The following is a 13,594-nucleotide window of genomic DNA, read 5'->3' as shown; positions in this document are numbered from 1 at the left end:
GTCCTGAAAGCTCCTGGAAATTTGCCGCCCGGCAAACTTCCGGGAGCTTTTTTATTGCGCGACCGGCTCGCATCGTCACGATCCGTTCTGGTCCGGCGATGTCGGCTGCTGCCGCACGTCGATCAGGTAGAAAGGGTTGATCATGGCTTTGTGGCTTGGACTTCGCCGGGCAGGCGAGGGCGATGCCGAAGCGGTAAGCCGGGTCATCCTTGCCGCTCTGAGGAAAAACAACGCCAGGGATTACGGACCGGAAATCATCGCCCGCGTTGAGCAGAGCTTCAGCCCCTCGGCCGTGCTGCAACTTTTCAAGAAGCGCCAAGTCTTTGTCGCCGTTTGCGGCGACAAAATTGTAGGCACCGCGGGCCTGGACGGAACAACGGTTCGATCTGTGTTCGTCGATCCTGAATTTCAGGGACGCGGCGTCGGCAGCCGGCTGATGCTGGAGATCGAGGAGGCAGCGCGGGCAAACGGCGCGACGGTGCTGACGGTGCCTTCCTCGGTCACCGCGGAGCGATTTTATTTCAGACTTGCTTCCGCGCGCTCCGGGACTGCTTCCACGACAACGAACGACCATCATCATGGAGCGGTCCCTGAAGTAGCGGCCGGCACGCGCCGCTCGAACAAGTGCGGCCAACTGGCGGTAGGTTTTGGCGGCGCTGGCCGTTGCTCTGGCAATAGCATTCGGTCAACAGTGCGCGGACAATCAGGAACCCGATCCATGCCGAAGCTGCTCTACGCCTCCACCTCTCCCTATAGTTCGAAGGTCCGCATGGCCGCCGCTTATGCCGGCATCGCCATCGACCTCGTGCCGGTCAAGACGGAGGACAAGCCGGCGGAGCTGATCTCGGCCAATCCGCTGGGCAAGATCCCGGTGCTGGTGCTGGAGGACGGCCGCACGATCCACGACAGCCGGGCGATCACCCAGCATCTCAACCGGCTATCGAAGAACGTGCTGTTCCCGCGCAACCCCGACAAGCGGCTCGAGGCCGAGGTGCTGGAGGCGCTGGCCGACGGCATCTGCGACTGCGCGCTGTCGATGGTCTATGAGCGGCGCACGCGCCCCGACGCCATGGTCTATCAGCCCTGGCTCGACCGGCAGTGGGCGAAGATCACCGCCGCGCTCGACCTGCTCAACGCCAACCCGCCGAAACTGCCCAAGAAGATCACCGCCGGCCAGGTGGCGCTGCGTGCCACCCTCGGCTATCTCGCGCTGCGTTTCGGCGGCCAGTGGGAAAAGGGCCGTGGCCGGCTGGTCCGCTGGGCGACGCGCTTCGACGAGAAGTTTCCGGAACTGAAGGGCTGCGTGCCGGGGTGAGGGACGGTTGGCGACAGCGCTTCACCTCCTTTCCGGGATTCTTTGAGCACTCACTGTGCACATAAAATATGCTCTGCGGATTTTGCGCTTTCTAAAATATTTGGAAGAATCATCAGCCGCGCTTCAATTGGCCTGAGGTAGGGATCAGCATGGCGGAACCCGACTGGGTTGACCGGCTCTTTTTCTGGATATCTCCGGGCATAGAGTTTGAGGGGCTGCGGATTGGCGCACTTGATGGTGACAGCTCAAGCGAAGTTTTTCGCCGTGTGAAAGACGCCATTCAACTGATCAAGACGTACGATGTTGTGCGCTTTCGAATGGTTGTACGGGAAATAGCGCGCATCTGGATAAGGCTCCTTCCGGGTCATTCGGCCGCGTACCGTCAAGATAAAAAGATGTGCCTTCTAGACAGAAGGTTTGTGCTTTCGTCTCAACCGGAGTTTATTGCATCCGCAATCATCCATGAAGCGACGCATGGAAGGCTGATACGATGGAAGATCGGCTATACGGAGGACGTGCGACATCGTGTTGAAATGGCATGCGTTCGTCGTGAGTTGGCTTTCGCCGGGAAGATGCCGAACGCCGAAACATTGGTCGCGCAGACAAAGGCGATACTCGAATATGGTCCCGAGGTCTTCAGCAACGAGGCGATGACAGAACGATCGTTCGCTGGAGAGATCGAGGCAGCTCGAGGGGAAGGCATCCCCGACTGGGTGATACAAATGGCGCTTCGTGTTAGAGCTTGGCGGGTCCGATTTGCGTCAAGAACGCAACGGTGAGCAAGTATTGGGGCCGATGAAATCTAGTCGCTGAACGGTGAGCATGGCAAAGGCAGTCACCAAGAGCAGCACCACTCCCGATCCGATGGTCGAGCGACTTCGCGCGGCCCTTGGCCGGCGCGCTTTCAGGGAACAGAAAATGTTCGGCGGCACCTGCTTCATGATCAACGGCAATATGCTGGTCGGCACCTCGAAGCGCGGCTTGCTGGTGCGTGTCGGCAAGGAAGGGCACGCGGCCGCAGCCGCACGGCCCCATGCGCGGCCGATGGAAATGGGCGGGCGTTCGATGGAAGGCTATGTCCACGTCGCGCCGGACGGCACTGCAACGGAGGCAGATCTCGCCGAGTGGATCGATCGTGCGCTGGCTTTCGTCGAGACACTGCCGCCGAAGGTCAAACCCGCCAAGGTCGCAAAGCGGCCAGCCTGAACAGATCGCGCCGCCAATCCTTCACATCGGCCGTGTCGGCGGGGGTCGGCCGGGGCACGCAGTCGGCGGAGGAAGCGATGGCATCTCTGGCGGGACGTTGCATCTGCGGCGCGGTCACCTGGATCTATTCCGGGGAGCTCACGCGAAATCTTGTCTGTCACTGCGCCGATTGCCAGCGCGCCACGTCCGCTCCCTTCACCGCTTTCCTCGGCATGAGGCCGGAGCAGCTGAACTGGGCCGGCGTCATCAGGCACTATGAAAGCAGCCTGAACACCTTTCGCGGGTTCTGCCCGTCCTGCGGCACCAGGCTCTACTTCCGCTCCGACAGATGGCCCGACGAGATCCACGTTCACGCCGCGACCATGACCGACCCGGCCGACTACCGTCCGGACGCCCAGGTCTTCACGCGCTCGCGCGCGAATTGGCTCGACCAGCTGCAGTCGATTTCAGCCCATGAGGCTTTCCAGCAGGCGCCATCCACCGGGTTGCGTTGAAGGCGTGGCCAAACGTGTCGGCCTGGGGCAACGCCAACCACAAAAAAAGCCGGGCGCGCGGCCCGGCTTTTTCCGTGTCGTGGCTTGGACGACTTAGAACTTCATACCGACGCCGAAGAGGACGCGGTTGTCCTTCGACTTGACGTTGCCGACATTGTCGAAATTCTTGTCGCCGTAGTCGGTGTAGCGGTATTCGACCCGACCGAACACGTTGTCGGTGATCTTGATGTCGGTGCCGACACCGGCCGTCCAGCCCAGCATCGCCTTGCTGTCGCTGCTGACGCCGTCGTCGATCTTCTGGTTCTTGGCGGCGAGACCGCCGGTGCCATAGAGCAGGATTTCCGGGGTCACGGCATAGCCGAGGCGAGCGCGCAGCGAGCCTTCGAGGCCGCCCTTCGCATCGATGCCCGCGCTGTCGCCCTTGACGCCATTGTAGCCGAGATCGGCTTCAGCGCCGTAGACGAAGTTGTCCTGCTGCCACTGGTAGCCGCCGAAGACGCCGCCGATGAAGCCCTTGGTCTTCACGTTGACGCCGATGTCGCGGGCGTCGGCATGGCCGCTGAAGCCGTAGCCGAGGCTGATACCGGCATAGGGGCCGGCCCAGGAAGCGACGGGGAGTTCGGCGACCGGGGCCGGTGCCGGGGGCTCTTCGGTGACGGCGTCTGCGGCATAAGCGGTACCACCGAGGGCGAAGAGCCCGAGCGCAACCGCCAGCGGCCGCGCAAACTTGAGATTAGCTTGCATTGTTGTTTACTCCTTAAGCCACAAGACACGAGGCTTTTTATGTTCATGAATGCCCCCGGCCCGTCCGGGGGGATAAACGGGCCTGGCGTTCAACGGTTCCAAATGTCGTGCTGAAATACGGCTGAAGCGAACCTGAACTTGGGTAATACCCTGGCGCGAATGAGGCCAAAAGGTGACGTTGCATCTTCGCAACAGCGAATGTCAGCACGCTAATCATGTTGCGCTGCACACCGCTTGGTTCAAGGGGTTCGGGGACATATATTGCATTATGAAACTTCCGCAATCCGGGTCGGCAGCGTGCGTACGGGCCGCTTCGCCACATTCCTGCCCCAGGTAGAAATGGCATTTAACGCTTGGCCCGTCATATTGTGCCGGCTTCCCGGAATCGTGAAGCCGATAGAGGATTGACGACATGAAAGAAGCCTTTGGCGTGGTGCTGGTGACGGGTGGAGCGAAAAGGATCGGCAAGGCGATCGTCGAAGACCTTGCCGCGCATGGCTTTGCCGTGGCCATCCATGCCAATCGTTCCGGAGCCGAAGCCGAGGCGCTGGCCAGCCGCATCAGGAACCAGGGCGGCCGTGCCGCCGTGCTCGTTGCCGACCTCACCGATATGAAAGCCGTCGGCGATCTCGTCGGCCGCTCCGAGGCTGCCCTTGGCCCGGTCACGCTGCTCGTCAACAACGCCTCCTTGTTCGTCGACGACCGTATCGAGGATTTCGACTGGCAGGCCTGGGACCGCCACTTCGCCATTCATCTGAAGACGCCGGCGCTGCTGGCGCAGAACTTTGCTCGCGCCTTGCCGGAAGGCGCGGAGGGACTGATCGTCAACGTCATCGACCAGCGTGTCTGGCGGCCGACGCCGCGTTATTTCTCTTACGCGCTGTCGAAATCGGCCCTGTGGACGCAGACCCAGATGCTGGCGCAGGCGCTGGGGCCGCGCATTCGCGTCAATGCCATCGGCCCCGGCCCGACACTGAAGAACAAGCGCCAGGACGACGAAGATTTCGGCAGGCAGGTCGAAGGACTGATTCTGAAGCGCGGCCCGCAATTGCCGGAATTCGGCGCCACCATCCGCTATCTCTGGGAGGCGCGCTCCGTCACCGGGCAGATGATCGCGCTCGACGGCGGCCAGCATCTTGCATGGCAGACGCCCGATGTGACAGGCATGGTGGAATGAGTCCTGCCCAAAAACACAGCCCCATCGGCGCCGGCGATGATTTGCCGCCCGATCTCGACATCGAGGACGAGGCGTCGGAGGAGATCGTCGAGCCGGAGGCGGTTGTCGCCGGTCCCGACGTTGCTTTCACCGCGATCGACTGGACGCCGCATGCCGGCGACGCCGACGGCATGGTCGGTGCCGAGGTGATCCAGACCTTGGTCAAGCGGCTGCCCAACCAGCCGGGCGTCTACCGAATGATGAATGCCGCCGGCGACGTGCTCTATGTCGGCAAGGCGCGCAGCCTGAAGAAGCGCGTCACCAACTATGCGCAGGGGCGCTTCCACACCGCCCGCATCGGCCGCATGGTGCGCGAGACGGCGACGATGGAATTCGTCGTCACTCGCACCGAGATCGAGGCGCTGCTGCTCGAGGCCAACCTCATCAAGCGGCTGAGGCCCCGCTTCAACGTGCTGATGCGGGACGACAAGTCGTTCCCTTACATCCTGCTTACTGGCGACCATGTCTCGCCCGGCATCTACAAGCATCGCGGCGCGCGCTCGCGCAAGGGCGACTATTTTGGGCCCTTCGCTTCCGCCGGCGCGGTCGGGCGCACCATCAATTCGCTGCAGCGCGCCTTTCTGCTGCGAAGCTGCACGGATTCCTTCTACGAGAACCGCACGCGACCTTGCCTGCTCTACCAGATCAAGCGTTGCGCCGGTCCCTGCACCGGCGAGATATCGCATCGGGGCTATGCCGAGCTGGTTGCCGAGGCGAAGGATTTTCTCTCCGGCCGCAGTCAGAAGGTGAAGACCGAGATCTCGGCCGCCATGCAACAAGCCTCCGAAGAGCTCGATTTCGAGCGGGCCGCTATCTACCGGGATCGCCTCGCGGCGCTATCGCATGTGCAGGCGCATCAGGGCATCAACCCGCAGACGGTGGAGGAGGCGGATGTCTTTGCCATCCACCAGGAAGGCGGCCAGACCTGCATCCAGGTGTTCTTCTTCCGCACCGGCCAGAACTGGGGCAACCGCGCCTATTTTCCCAAGGCCGATCCGGCGCTGGAGCCGGCCGAGGTGCTGGGCTCCTTCCTCGCGCAGTTCTATGACGACAAGCTGCCGGCGCGTACGCTGCTTCTTTCCCAGTCGGTGCAGGAGCAGGAGCTGCTCGCCGAGGCGCTCTCCACCCGTGCCGGGCGCAGGATAGCGATCTCGGTGCCGCAGCGCGGCGAGAAGAAGGATCTCACCGATCACGCGCTGCAGAACGCGCGTGAGGCGCTCGGCCGCAGGCTGGCGGAAACGTCGACGCAGGCGCGGCTATTGCAAGGCTTTGCCGAGACCTTCGGCCTCGCAAGGCCGCCAGTGCGCATCGAGGTCTACGACAACTCGCACATCATGGGCACCAATGCGGTCGGCGCCATGGTCGTCGCCGGGCCGGAAGGTTTTGTGAAGAACCAGTACCGAAAGTTCAACATCCGCTCGACCGAGATCACGCCCGGTGACGATTTCGGCATGATGCGCGAGGTGATGGAGCGCCGCTTCTCGCGGCTGCTCAGGGAGCATGGCGACGTCCAGCCTTCAATCGGCGCGGAGGCCGAGGACGATGCGGCCGAGGATCTTGTCGAGGGAAACGGCAGCTTCCCGGCATGGCCGGACGTCATCCTGATCGACGGCGGCCAGGGCCAGATGACGGCGGTGCGCAAGATCCTGTCCGGTCTCGGCATCGAGGACCGGGTCGTCGCCATCGGCATCGCCAAGGGCCAGGACCGCGACGCCGGGCGCGAGCGCTTCTTCGTCAAGGGCAGGGACTCTTTCACGCTGCCGGTGCGCGACCCGGTGCTCTATTTCGTCCAGCGCCTGCGCGACGAGGTGCATCGCTTCGCCATCGGCTCCCACCGCGCCCGCCGCAAGAAGGAGATGGTCAAGAGCCCGCTCGACGAGATCGCCGGCATCGGCCCCGGCCGCAAGCGGGCGCTGCTCCATCATTTCGGCACCGCCAAGGCGGTCAGCCGCGCCGCGGTCGAGGACCTGATCAAGGTCGACGGCATTTCCGAGCACGTGGCGAAGCTGGTCTACAACCATTTTCATGACAGCTGACCATTCTTGCGCCTATTTTGGGTTGACCAATCGAATCTCGCCTGTTGACCCCCCACATTGGCTTCTGATTTGAGTAGGCAGGCGGAGAGAGATCCCGATCAGATATGGCCCAGCGCGCTTTCAACCTGCCGAACATCCTCACCTACGCCCGCATCATCGCGGTGCCGCTGGTGGTGCTGTGCTTTTTTCTCGAAGGCCATCTGAAGTCCTCCGACTTCGCCCGCTGGTCGGCGCTCGCCATCTTCCTGCTCGCCTCCGTCACCGACTATTTCGACGGCTATTTCGCGCGCGCCTGGCAGCAGACCTCCAACATCGGCAAGATGCTGGACCCGATCGCCGACAAGCTCCTGGTCGCCACCTGCCTGCTCTTGCTCGCCGCCGACACCGATCGCCATGCCGGCATTGCCGGTTGGTCGCTCTGGGCGGCGATCATCATCCTGTGCCGCGAGATTCTTGTCTCGGGCCTGCGCGAATATCTGGCGGCGCTGAAGGTCTCGGTGCCGGTGACGCAGCTCGCCAAATGGAAGACGACCATCCAGATGGTCGCCATCGCCTTCCTGCTCGTCGGCCCGGCCGGCGACAAGATCTTCCCGCTGACCACCCAAATCGGCCTGGTGCTCTTGTGGATCGCGGCACTTGTCACCCTCTACACCGGCTACGACTATTTCCGCGCCGGCCTGAAACACATCATGGACGAGTGAGATGTCGACCAAGCTCATCTATTTCGCCTGGGTGCGCGAGCGGATCGGCAAGCCGGAAGAGCATGTCGAGCTGCCCGCCGGCGTCGAGACCGTCGCCGACCTGTTGCGCTGGCTGAAGTCGCGCGGCGAGGAATACGAAAACGCGCTGCAATATCCGGACGTCATTCGCGTCGCCATCAACCAGGAACATGTCGGCCATCGCGAGAAAATCGCGGGCGCGCTCGAGATCGCGCTGTTTCCGCCGATGACCGGGGGCTGAGATGGCGAGCACGGTCGTGCCGGCCATCCGCGTCCAGCGCGAGGATTTCGACGTCGCCGCCGAGATTGCCGCGCTGACCGAGGGCCATGCCGATATCGGCGCCGTAGTCACCTTCTCCGGTCTCTGCCGTGACGAGCAGGGCGCGCTCGCCGCCCTCGAACTCGAGCACTATCCCGGCATGGCCGAGGTCGAGATCGGCCGCATCGCCACTGAGGCCATCGGGCGTTGGCCGCTGCAGGGGCTCACCGTCGTACACCGCCATGGAAAAATCACGCCGGGCGAAAACATCGTGCTGGTGGTCGCGGCCTCCGCGCATCGCCAGGCGGCCTTCGAGGCGGCGAATTTCCTGATGGATTACCTGAAGTCGCGTGCGCCCTTCTGGAAGAAGGAGCACCGTGCCGACGGCTCCGAAGGCGGCTGGGTCGAGGCCAAGGAAGCCGACGACGAAGCCGCGGATCGTTGGAAGACCTCGGACAGGTAAGCCAGGACGGCATTGCCTTGGCGATCGCCCCATCTGGCGCGCTTCGCAGCACCTTCTCCCCTTGGGGAGAAGAGGGTCGCCCCGAACTGCTCTTCGCAATTTCGGTTGGCAATCCGCCTGAGGGACAAGCCGGCGAAATTTCCTCCCCAAGGCCATCGAACGACCGCAATCCTTCCCGACCTTGCAAATCGGTTTGATTTGCTGGGCGGGAGCAATCTTATGCTGGACAGGATCGCGGAATTTTTCATCTTCGGCCTTGTGCCGCTGGTGGTCGGCGTGCTTGCCGTGCCGGAGTTCACCAGTGCCGCCGAAAAGACGATTGCCGGCGAGGTGACCTATCGCGAGCGCATCGCGCTGCCGCCCAATGCCGTGCTTTCGGTCGAGCTCGCCGACATCTCGCTGGCCGACGCGCCGGCGACGCTCCTCGGCCAGCGCAAGATCGTGCTGGCCGGCCAAGTGCCGATCAAATTCGAGGTCGGCTTCGATTCCAAGGCGATCCAGCCCGGCAGGACCTATGCGCTGCAAGCCCGCATAACTGTCGATGACCGGGTGATCTTCGTCACCGACACTCGCCACCAGGTCGATCCGCTGGACGGCAAGCCGCAGACCATTGTGCTGAAGAAGGTCACGTCGTAGCCTAGCCTGGTTCGCAGGATTTCCGACACGCCGGAAACGCATAGAGACGAGGGATCGCGGCTGCTTCTGCGTCAGCGGCCGCCCCGGGAGTTCCGGCCTCTCGTCCGCCACCGCGTCCGCCACAATAACGGATTCGGCAAATGTTAAGGAGGCGCGAAAGGAACGCGGCGCAACCATAGTTGCCCCGATTGACCGCGACCCCGCGACCACCTAGTTTCCCTCGTCAAATGGGGATGGGGTTCCCCCGAAACCGCCCGAGCTTTTCGCATTCGGGCTGATGACTCCTGCCAGGCGTGCTTTCGCGCGGCAGGATTTGTTTTTTCCGCTCGCACATGCCTGTCTTGATGGCGCGATTCCCGCGAGGAATCGCTTTGTGGAAAGGCAATGAAGCGATGAGCCTTGCGGCCTGCGCCCTGGTCCTGATCGGCGGCTTCCTCGGCGGTATTTCCCGCTTCTTCCTGTCGGGCCTTGTCGGCCGCAGCGTCGGCGAGACCTTTCCCTGGGGCACGCTGGTAGTCAACGTCTCCGGCGCGCTTGCCATCGGCGCCTTCGCCGGCGCGGCGCGGGCCGTCGGCGGCATCTTTTCCGCCGAACTCGTGCGCGACCTGATCGTGGTCGGGCTGTTCGGCGGCTACACCACGGTTTCGTCCTTCTGCCTACAGACGCTGAACCTCGCGCTCGACGACGAGAGGCGGCTCGCCGCTCTCAACGTCGTCGCCTCGGCGGCGCTATGCGTGCTTGCCGTCGCCTTTGGCTTTTGGACCGTCGAGCGGATGGCAGGGTAGGGCCTATGCTTGGAAACGATAGACAGACAGCCATGCGGCTTTATCTGGCGGTGGGCTGCGGCGCGGCCATCGGTTCGCTGGCGCGCTTCCTGTGCGGCTACGTCGTCGTCTCCCTGCTGGGCTGGAGCGCGCTGCTTGCAACGGCGTTCGTCAACGTCGTCGGCTCCTGGGTCATCATGTTCTTTTCCACGCTGACCCGGCCGGATGGACGCCTGATGATCGGCCCGGCCGGCCGCCAGTTCGTGACCGGCGGCTTCTGCGGCGGTCTCACCACTTTTTCGTCGATGAGCCTCGACACCTTCATTCTGCTTCTCGAGGGCGACCTCGGCCTTGCGGCGACCTATCTTGTCAGTGTGGTGGTGCTGTCGCTTGCGTCGGCCTGGCTCGGCCATGTCATGGCGGCCAGGTTCAACCGCTTGCCGATCACCAGGTGATCAGGGAGGAGAGCATGGCACTTCTCGCCGGCTCGGAGGCCTCCGGCGCTGCCGCGGGCAATCGCCCGTTCCCAAAGCCTGCCCGGCCGCCCGCTCCAACAAAAAGGCGGCCCGAGAGCCGCCTTCATTGCCAGGACCGAAGCGTCTCAGCCGACGATCTCGGTGTCGGAGAACCAGTACCTGATCTCCTGCGCGGCGGTCTCCGGCGCGTCCGAGCCGTGCACCGAATTTTCGCCGATCGACAGCGCATGCACCTTGCGGATGGTGCCCTCGGCCGCATTGGCCGGGTTGGTGGCGCCCATCACTTCGCGGTTCTTGGCAATGGCGTTGTCCCCTTCCAGAACCTGCACGACGGTCGGGCCCGACGACATGAATTCGACCAGCTCGCCGAAGAAAGGACGATCCTTGTGGACGGCGTAGAAGCCTTCGGCCTCGCGGCGGCTCATCCATACGCGACGCGACGCGACGACGCTGAGGCCCGCGTCTTCCAGCATCTTGGTGATGGCGCCGGTCAGATTGCGCTTGGTGGCATCCGGCTTGATCATGGAGAAGGTGCGTTCGATCGCCATTGGGTCGTCCTTGTTCTGGGAATGGAAATTGGAGTGGCGGGCTCTATACAAGCCGCTTGGCGGCTTGCCAAGGGGAGGCGGCTTCTGGTCAAGGCCGGCTGTTTGCGGGATAATTAGACGGCTGAGAGCGCGCTTCGCGTGCAGTCCGGAGCGCCGCGGCAGCGGAGCAGGAGGCGATGAACCGGCTCTACCTCAGACGCGACGATGTCGCCGGCATTTTCTTGACGGCCGTGGTTCTTGCCGTGATCGTCTTCGTCCTGCTGTTCTTTCCACAAACCGGACAGCAGAATTTCGGCTTCGGCCCGGAATGGCAATGCGCCCGCATGGGAGAGGGCGATCCGATCTGCGTGGCTGGTCGAAAAGGATGAAGCCGGAAAATTCCCGCCTTGAGGGGGAGATGGCCGGCAGGCCAGAGCGGGGCGCCGCGCGTGAAACGCCGACTTCTTCTCTCGCCAGTAGGCACCGCAGCTGTTGAGGCGCCCACTCTGTCACCTTCAGCGACATCTTCCCACAAGAGGAAGATTAGCGCCTTAGGCCGCCGCGGCGACCTGCCGGCCGATTCCGCCATGCAGGTCGAGGCAGCGTTCGAACCATTCGGCAACGCCGTCGCCCGTCTCGAGCAGCTGGTAGGGCGAGGCGACGCGCGCCCATTGCAGCGCCCCGAACACGATGTAGTCGGCAAACAGCGGCGATGTCCCGCCGATGAAAGGCTGGTAGCTGAGCATCGAGCGCAGCGGCTCGAGCGAGGCACGAAAGCCGGCAAGCCCCGTGTCGCGGCCGGCCACCACCTCTTCGAGCCGCTTGCCGAGCCGCTGCTCGCGGCTCTCGCGGAAATAGGCGCGGTTCGCCTCGTCCTGCATCTTGTGCAGGTCGGTCAGCAGCACCGTCGTGAGGTAAGGATGGATGGTGAGCTGCGACCAGCGTTCGATGAAGCGCGCCGTCGCCTTGCCGCCTTCGCCGCCGAACAACGTCGGCCGCTCGGGATAGGCTTCGTCGAGATAGAGTGCGATGGCGAAGGAATCGGCCACCACGCGCTCGCCATCGCGGATCACCGGCACCGTCTTCGACACGCCGCCTTCCACCTTGGGGACTTCCAGGAAGCGCGTCGGCACCTTGGTGGCGTCGATCCCTTTGTGGGCCAGCGCCATCTTCGTCTTCCAGCAATGCGGACTGAAGGGGCGTTTTGCGTCGTGGCCGACGAGATCATAGAACAGAATGGTCATTACGGTTCCTGCGGGTTACGAAGAGCCGGGATTCGTTGCGAGCCGGGTGGAAGAATGAAACAGCATTTCATGATGTTTGCGGCCTACAATCAATGGGCCAACACGCGCATCTATGATGCCGCCGCCGATCTCAGCGAAGAGGAACTCGGCCGCGATGTCGGCGCCTTCTTCGGCTCGATGCTGGGCACGCTCAATCACCTGCTCGTCACCGACCGCGTCTGGATGAAGCGCTTTACCGGCGAGGGGGACGCGCCCTCAAACCTTGCGACGATCCTCTATCGCGCCTTCCCGGGCTTGCGCCTGGCACGCGAGGCCGAGGACAGGAGGATCGTCGACTGGATGGGCTGCATGACCGATAAGGCGCTCACCGGGCGATTTTCCTATATGACCACCGACATGCGCACCGTTTCGCAGCGGCTGGCGCCGGCGCTCAGCCATCTCTTCAATCACCAGACCCACCATCGCGGCCAGGCGCATATGTGCCTTACCGTCCTCGGCAGGCCCTCGGTGTCGCTTGACCTGATGCAGTTCCAGCGCTCCGAAGAAGGCCGCGCCTACGCCTGAAGCTTGCAGGGATTCCGGTTGGCCAATTCCGGAAAACTAAAAAACACTTCAATTTCGTCTATATTTTTAAAGCAGAAGTATCGTTTTTGAAAACTAGGATTCGTCATATGCGCAATAGCTAAAGAAACCGAAAGGGCACTCTCGGCGTATTTCTGTCTCAAAAGCTACGCGCGCTAGAAAAGCGCAACAAATGATGCAAGGCGGAAATACAAACCACATGGAGAGTGTCATGGCCAGTATCGTAAAAAGATTCGCCAGCACATTGGCGAGTGGTGCAATCGTCGTTGCTCTTGCCATGCCGGCGAACGCCCAGAGCGTCGGGCTCGGTGGCCTCGGCGGCGCATCCGTAGGCAGCAATAGCGCCGACGCCAATGCGGGCGGCCCAAATGGGGCTGACGCAAATGCATCCTTCGGCGGCAGCAACACCAGCGCCAGGGCTTCGATCGGCGGCGCAAGCGGCGGCACCGGAACCGCCACCATCGGCGGCAGCAGTTCCACCGCAACGGCATCGATCGGCGGCACCAACGGGGCTGGAGCCAATGCGACTTTGGGCAACGGCACCAATAGCACGCTCAACGTGACGACGGGCGGCACGAGCGGCGCTGGCGTCGCCCTCGGCGCGGGCGCCACCGTTCCTGGAACCGTCGGCGCGACGCCGCCGGGAACGACGAACCTGTCCTCCGCCGTCGCCCAGATGTCGAGCAGCCAGTTGTCGCGGATGAAGAAGCGCTGCGTCGATGTGCTCAGCAGCGAGGGCACCTATGATCGTGATCTGAGGGCGCTCTGCCTGATGATTTCGCGTCGTTGACGGCGCGCTGACGAGCGCCTCCGGCCAATCGCAAAGCCCGCCGCTGCGTCGGCGGGCCTTCTTCAGCTGGTATCGCGGTGCGGCGCGCTCGACGCCTGGTTAACCACATTCCCATTGAAGCCA

18 protein-coding genes, 1 pseudogene and 1 riboswitch are annotated in these 13,594 nt (G+C 63.1%); of the genes and pseudogenes, 16 read left to right on the top strand and 3 right to left on the bottom strand.

Features of this window, described 5'->3' with window-relative positions; translation table 11 throughout:
- Positions 1-142: 142 nt before the first annotated feature.
- The 5 genes and pseudogenes from CK221_RS21355 to CK221_RS21335 all read left to right on the top strand — a co-directional run.
- Positions 143-466: pseudogene (locus CK221_RS21355) on the top strand (GNAT family N-acetyltransferase); the annotation flags it as partial.
- A gap of 252 nt (positions 467-718) precedes the next feature.
- Positions 719-1,315, top strand: a complete 597-nt coding sequence (locus tag CK221_RS21350; RefSeq protein WP_095779153.1) for a glutathione S-transferase — start codon at positions 719-721, stop codon at positions 1,313-1,315.
- 149 nt (positions 1,316-1,464) lie between these two features.
- On the top strand, positions 1,465-2,094 hold the full coding sequence (locus CK221_RS21345; protein WP_095779152.1) for a hypothetical protein: 630 nt from the start codon (positions 1,465-1,467) through the stop codon (positions 2,092-2,094).
- 43 nt (positions 2,095-2,137) lie between these two features.
- The gene (locus tag CK221_RS21340) at positions 2,138-2,521 is read left to right on the top strand and encodes a TfoX/Sxy family protein (protein WP_066995781.1); all 384 of its coding nucleotides are present in this window, start codon (positions 2,138-2,140) and stop codon (positions 2,519-2,521) included.
- 77 nt (positions 2,522-2,598) lie between these two features.
- Entirely contained in the window at positions 2,599-3,015 is a 417-nt protein-coding gene (locus CK221_RS21335) for a GFA family protein (protein WP_095779197.1), read from the top strand.
- A gap of 93 nt (positions 3,016-3,108) precedes the next feature.
- Here CK221_RS21335 and CK221_RS21330 read toward each other — a convergent pair whose 3' ends face one another.
- Entirely contained in the window at positions 3,109-3,759 is a 651-nt protein-coding gene (locus CK221_RS21330) for an outer membrane protein (RefSeq protein WP_066995784.1), read from the bottom strand.
- 412 nt (positions 3,760-4,171) lie between these two features.
- Between CK221_RS21330 and CK221_RS21325 the strand changes: the two genes are divergently transcribed.
- The 8 genes from CK221_RS21325 to crcB (CK221_RS21290) all read left to right on the top strand — a co-directional run bounded on the left by CK221_RS21325 (position 4,172) and on the right by crcB (CK221_RS21290) (position 10,307).
- Complete coding sequence (locus tag CK221_RS21325) at positions 4,172-4,936, top strand: SDR family oxidoreductase (RefSeq protein ID WP_066995786.1); 765 nt, start codon at positions 4,172-4,174, stop codon at positions 4,934-4,936.
- Positions 4,933-7,011, top strand: coding sequence for an excinuclease ABC subunit UvrC (gene uvrC / locus CK221_RS21320; protein ID WP_095779151.1), 2,079 nt, complete (start codon positions 4,933-4,935; stop codon positions 7,009-7,011). Before CK221_RS21325 ends, uvrC begins: the two co-directional genes overlap by 4 nt.
- A gap of 104 nt (positions 7,012-7,115) precedes the next feature.
- Positions 7,116-7,712, top strand: a complete 597-nt coding sequence (pgsA, locus tag CK221_RS21315) for a CDP-diacylglycerol--glycerol-3-phosphate 3-phosphatidyltransferase (RefSeq protein WP_066995790.1) — start codon at positions 7,116-7,118, stop codon at positions 7,710-7,712.
- A gap of 1 nt (position 7,713) precedes the next feature.
- Positions 7,714-7,971, top strand: a complete 258-nt coding sequence (gene moaD, locus CK221_RS21310) for a molybdopterin converting factor subunit 1 (protein ID WP_066995792.1) — start codon at positions 7,714-7,716, stop codon at positions 7,969-7,971.
- A 1-nt stretch (position 7,972) separates the two neighbouring features.
- Positions 7,973-8,452, top strand: a complete 480-nt coding sequence (locus CK221_RS21305) for a molybdenum cofactor biosynthesis protein MoaE (protein WP_066995795.1) — start codon at positions 7,973-7,975, stop codon at positions 8,450-8,452.
- Between the two features lie 219 nt (positions 8,453-8,671).
- Positions 8,672-9,088, top strand: a complete 417-nt coding sequence (locus tag CK221_RS21300; protein WP_095779150.1) for a YbaY family lipoprotein — start codon at positions 8,672-8,674, stop codon at positions 9,086-9,088.
- 220 nt (positions 9,089-9,308) lie between these two features.
- Positions 9,309-9,382, top strand: a riboswitch (Fluoride riboswitch).
- A gap of 98 nt (positions 9,383-9,480) precedes the next feature.
- Positions 9,481-9,873, top strand: a complete 393-nt coding sequence (crcB, locus tag CK221_RS21295; protein ID WP_095779149.1) for a fluoride efflux transporter CrcB — start codon at positions 9,481-9,483, stop codon at positions 9,871-9,873.
- 32 nt (positions 9,874-9,905) lie between these two features.
- Positions 9,906-10,307, top strand: coding sequence for a fluoride efflux transporter CrcB (gene crcB / locus CK221_RS21290; protein ID WP_245430694.1), 402 nt, complete (start codon positions 9,906-9,908; stop codon positions 10,305-10,307).
- A 146-nt stretch (positions 10,308-10,453) separates the two neighbouring features.
- Here the strand turns inward: crcB (CK221_RS21290) and ndk are convergent, their stop codons facing one another.
- On the bottom strand, positions 10,454-10,876 hold the full coding sequence (ndk, locus tag CK221_RS21285; RefSeq protein ID WP_066995802.1) for a nucleoside-diphosphate kinase: 423 nt from the start codon (positions 10,874-10,876) through the stop codon (positions 10,454-10,456).
- A 176-nt stretch (positions 10,877-11,052) separates the two neighbouring features.
- Between ndk and CK221_RS21280 the strand changes: the two genes are divergently transcribed.
- Positions 11,053-11,244 carry a hypothetical protein gene (locus CK221_RS21280; protein ID WP_095779147.1) on the top strand — a complete coding sequence of 64 codons (192 nt, stop codon included), beginning with the start codon at positions 11,053-11,055 and terminating at the stop codon, positions 11,242-11,244.
- Positions 11,245-11,406: 162 nt separating this feature from the next.
- Here the strand turns inward: CK221_RS21280 and CK221_RS21275 are convergent, their stop codons facing one another.
- Positions 11,407-12,099 (bottom strand): glutathione S-transferase family protein, encoded by a 693-nt coding sequence (locus CK221_RS21275; protein ID WP_095779146.1) that lies wholly within the window; start codon positions 12,097-12,099, stop codon positions 11,407-11,409.
- A gap of 54 nt (positions 12,100-12,153) precedes the next feature.
- Between CK221_RS21275 and CK221_RS21270 the strand changes: the two genes are divergently transcribed.
- Both CK221_RS21270 and CK221_RS21265 read left to right on the top strand, forming a co-directional pair.
- Complete coding sequence (locus CK221_RS21270; RefSeq protein ID WP_095779145.1) at positions 12,154-12,663, top strand: DinB family protein; 510 nt, start codon at positions 12,154-12,156, stop codon at positions 12,661-12,663.
- A 190-nt stretch (positions 12,664-12,853) separates the two neighbouring features.
- Positions 12,854-13,471: a hypothetical protein gene (locus CK221_RS21265; protein ID WP_245299617.1), complete on the top strand. Its 618-nt coding sequence runs from the start codon at positions 12,854-12,856 to the stop codon at positions 13,469-13,471.
- Positions 13,472-13,594 lie beyond the last annotated feature (123 nt).

It is taken from the genome of Mesorhizobium sp. WSM3868, from assembly GCF_002294785.1.
In the GTDB taxonomy this organism is placed as follows: Bacteria; Pseudomonadota; Alphaproteobacteria; order Rhizobiales; family Rhizobiaceae; genus Mesorhizobium.
This window is presented reverse-complemented; position numbering and strand designations above follow the sequence as displayed.

What these genes read in the sequence shown, in the direction of transcription:
- moaD (WP_066995792.1), top strand. Translation starts at nt 7,714, where the DNA reads ATGTCGACCAAGCTCATCTATTTCGCCTGGGTGCGCGAGCGGATCGGC.
- CK221_RS21270 (WP_095779145.1), top strand. Translation starts at nt 12,154, where the DNA reads ATGAAACAGCATTTCATGATGTTTGCGGCCTACAATCAATGGGCCAAC.
- CK221_RS21280 (WP_095779147.1), top strand. Translation starts at nt 11,053, where the DNA reads ATGAACCGGCTCTACCTCAGACGCGACGATGTCGCCGGCATTTTCTTG.
- ndk (WP_066995802.1), bottom strand. Translation starts at nt 10,876, where the DNA reads ATGGCGATCGAACGCACCTTCTCCATGATCAAGCCGGATGCCACCAAG.
- CK221_RS21345 (WP_095779152.1), top strand. Translation starts at nt 1,465, where the DNA reads ATGGCGGAACCCGACTGGGTTGACCGGCTCTTTTTCTGGATATCTCCG.
- CK221_RS21305 (WP_066995795.1), top strand. Translation starts at nt 7,973, where the DNA reads ATGGCGAGCACGGTCGTGCCGGCCATCCGCGTCCAGCGCGAGGATTTC.
- CK221_RS21340 (WP_066995781.1), top strand. Translation starts at nt 2,138, where the DNA reads ATGGCAAAGGCAGTCACCAAGAGCAGCACCACTCCCGATCCGATGGTC.
- CK221_RS21265 (WP_245299617.1), top strand. Translation starts at nt 12,854, where the DNA reads ATGATGCAAGGCGGAAATACAAACCACATGGAGAGTGTCATGGCCAGT.
- CK221_RS21330 (WP_066995784.1), bottom strand. Translation starts at nt 3,759, where the DNA reads ATGCAAGCTAATCTCAAGTTTGCGCGGCCGCTGGCGGTTGCGCTCGGG.
- CK221_RS21275 (WP_095779146.1), bottom strand. Translation starts at nt 12,099, where the DNA reads ATGACCATTCTGTTCTATGATCTCGTCGGCCACGACGCAAAACGCCCC.
- CK221_RS21350 (WP_095779153.1), top strand. Translation starts at nt 719, where the DNA reads ATGCCGAAGCTGCTCTACGCCTCCACCTCTCCCTATAGTTCGAAGGTC.
- CK221_RS21325 (WP_066995786.1), top strand. Translation starts at nt 4,172, where the DNA reads ATGAAAGAAGCCTTTGGCGTGGTGCTGGTGACGGGTGGAGCGAAAAGG.
- uvrC (WP_095779151.1), top strand. Translation starts at nt 4,933, where the DNA reads ATGAGTCCTGCCCAAAAACACAGCCCCATCGGCGCCGGCGATGATTTG.
- pgsA (WP_066995790.1), top strand. Translation starts at nt 7,116, where the DNA reads ATGGCCCAGCGCGCTTTCAACCTGCCGAACATCCTCACCTACGCCCGC.
- CK221_RS21300 (WP_095779150.1), top strand. Translation starts at nt 8,672, where the DNA reads ATGCTGGACAGGATCGCGGAATTTTTCATCTTCGGCCTTGTGCCGCTG.
- crcB (WP_245430694.1), top strand. Translation starts at nt 9,906, where the DNA reads ATGCGGCTTTATCTGGCGGTGGGCTGCGGCGCGGCCATCGGTTCGCTG.
- CK221_RS21335 (WP_095779197.1), top strand. Translation starts at nt 2,599, where the DNA reads ATGGCATCTCTGGCGGGACGTTGCATCTGCGGCGCGGTCACCTGGATC.
- crcB (WP_095779149.1), top strand. Translation starts at nt 9,481, where the DNA reads ATGAGCCTTGCGGCCTGCGCCCTGGTCCTGATCGGCGGCTTCCTCGGC.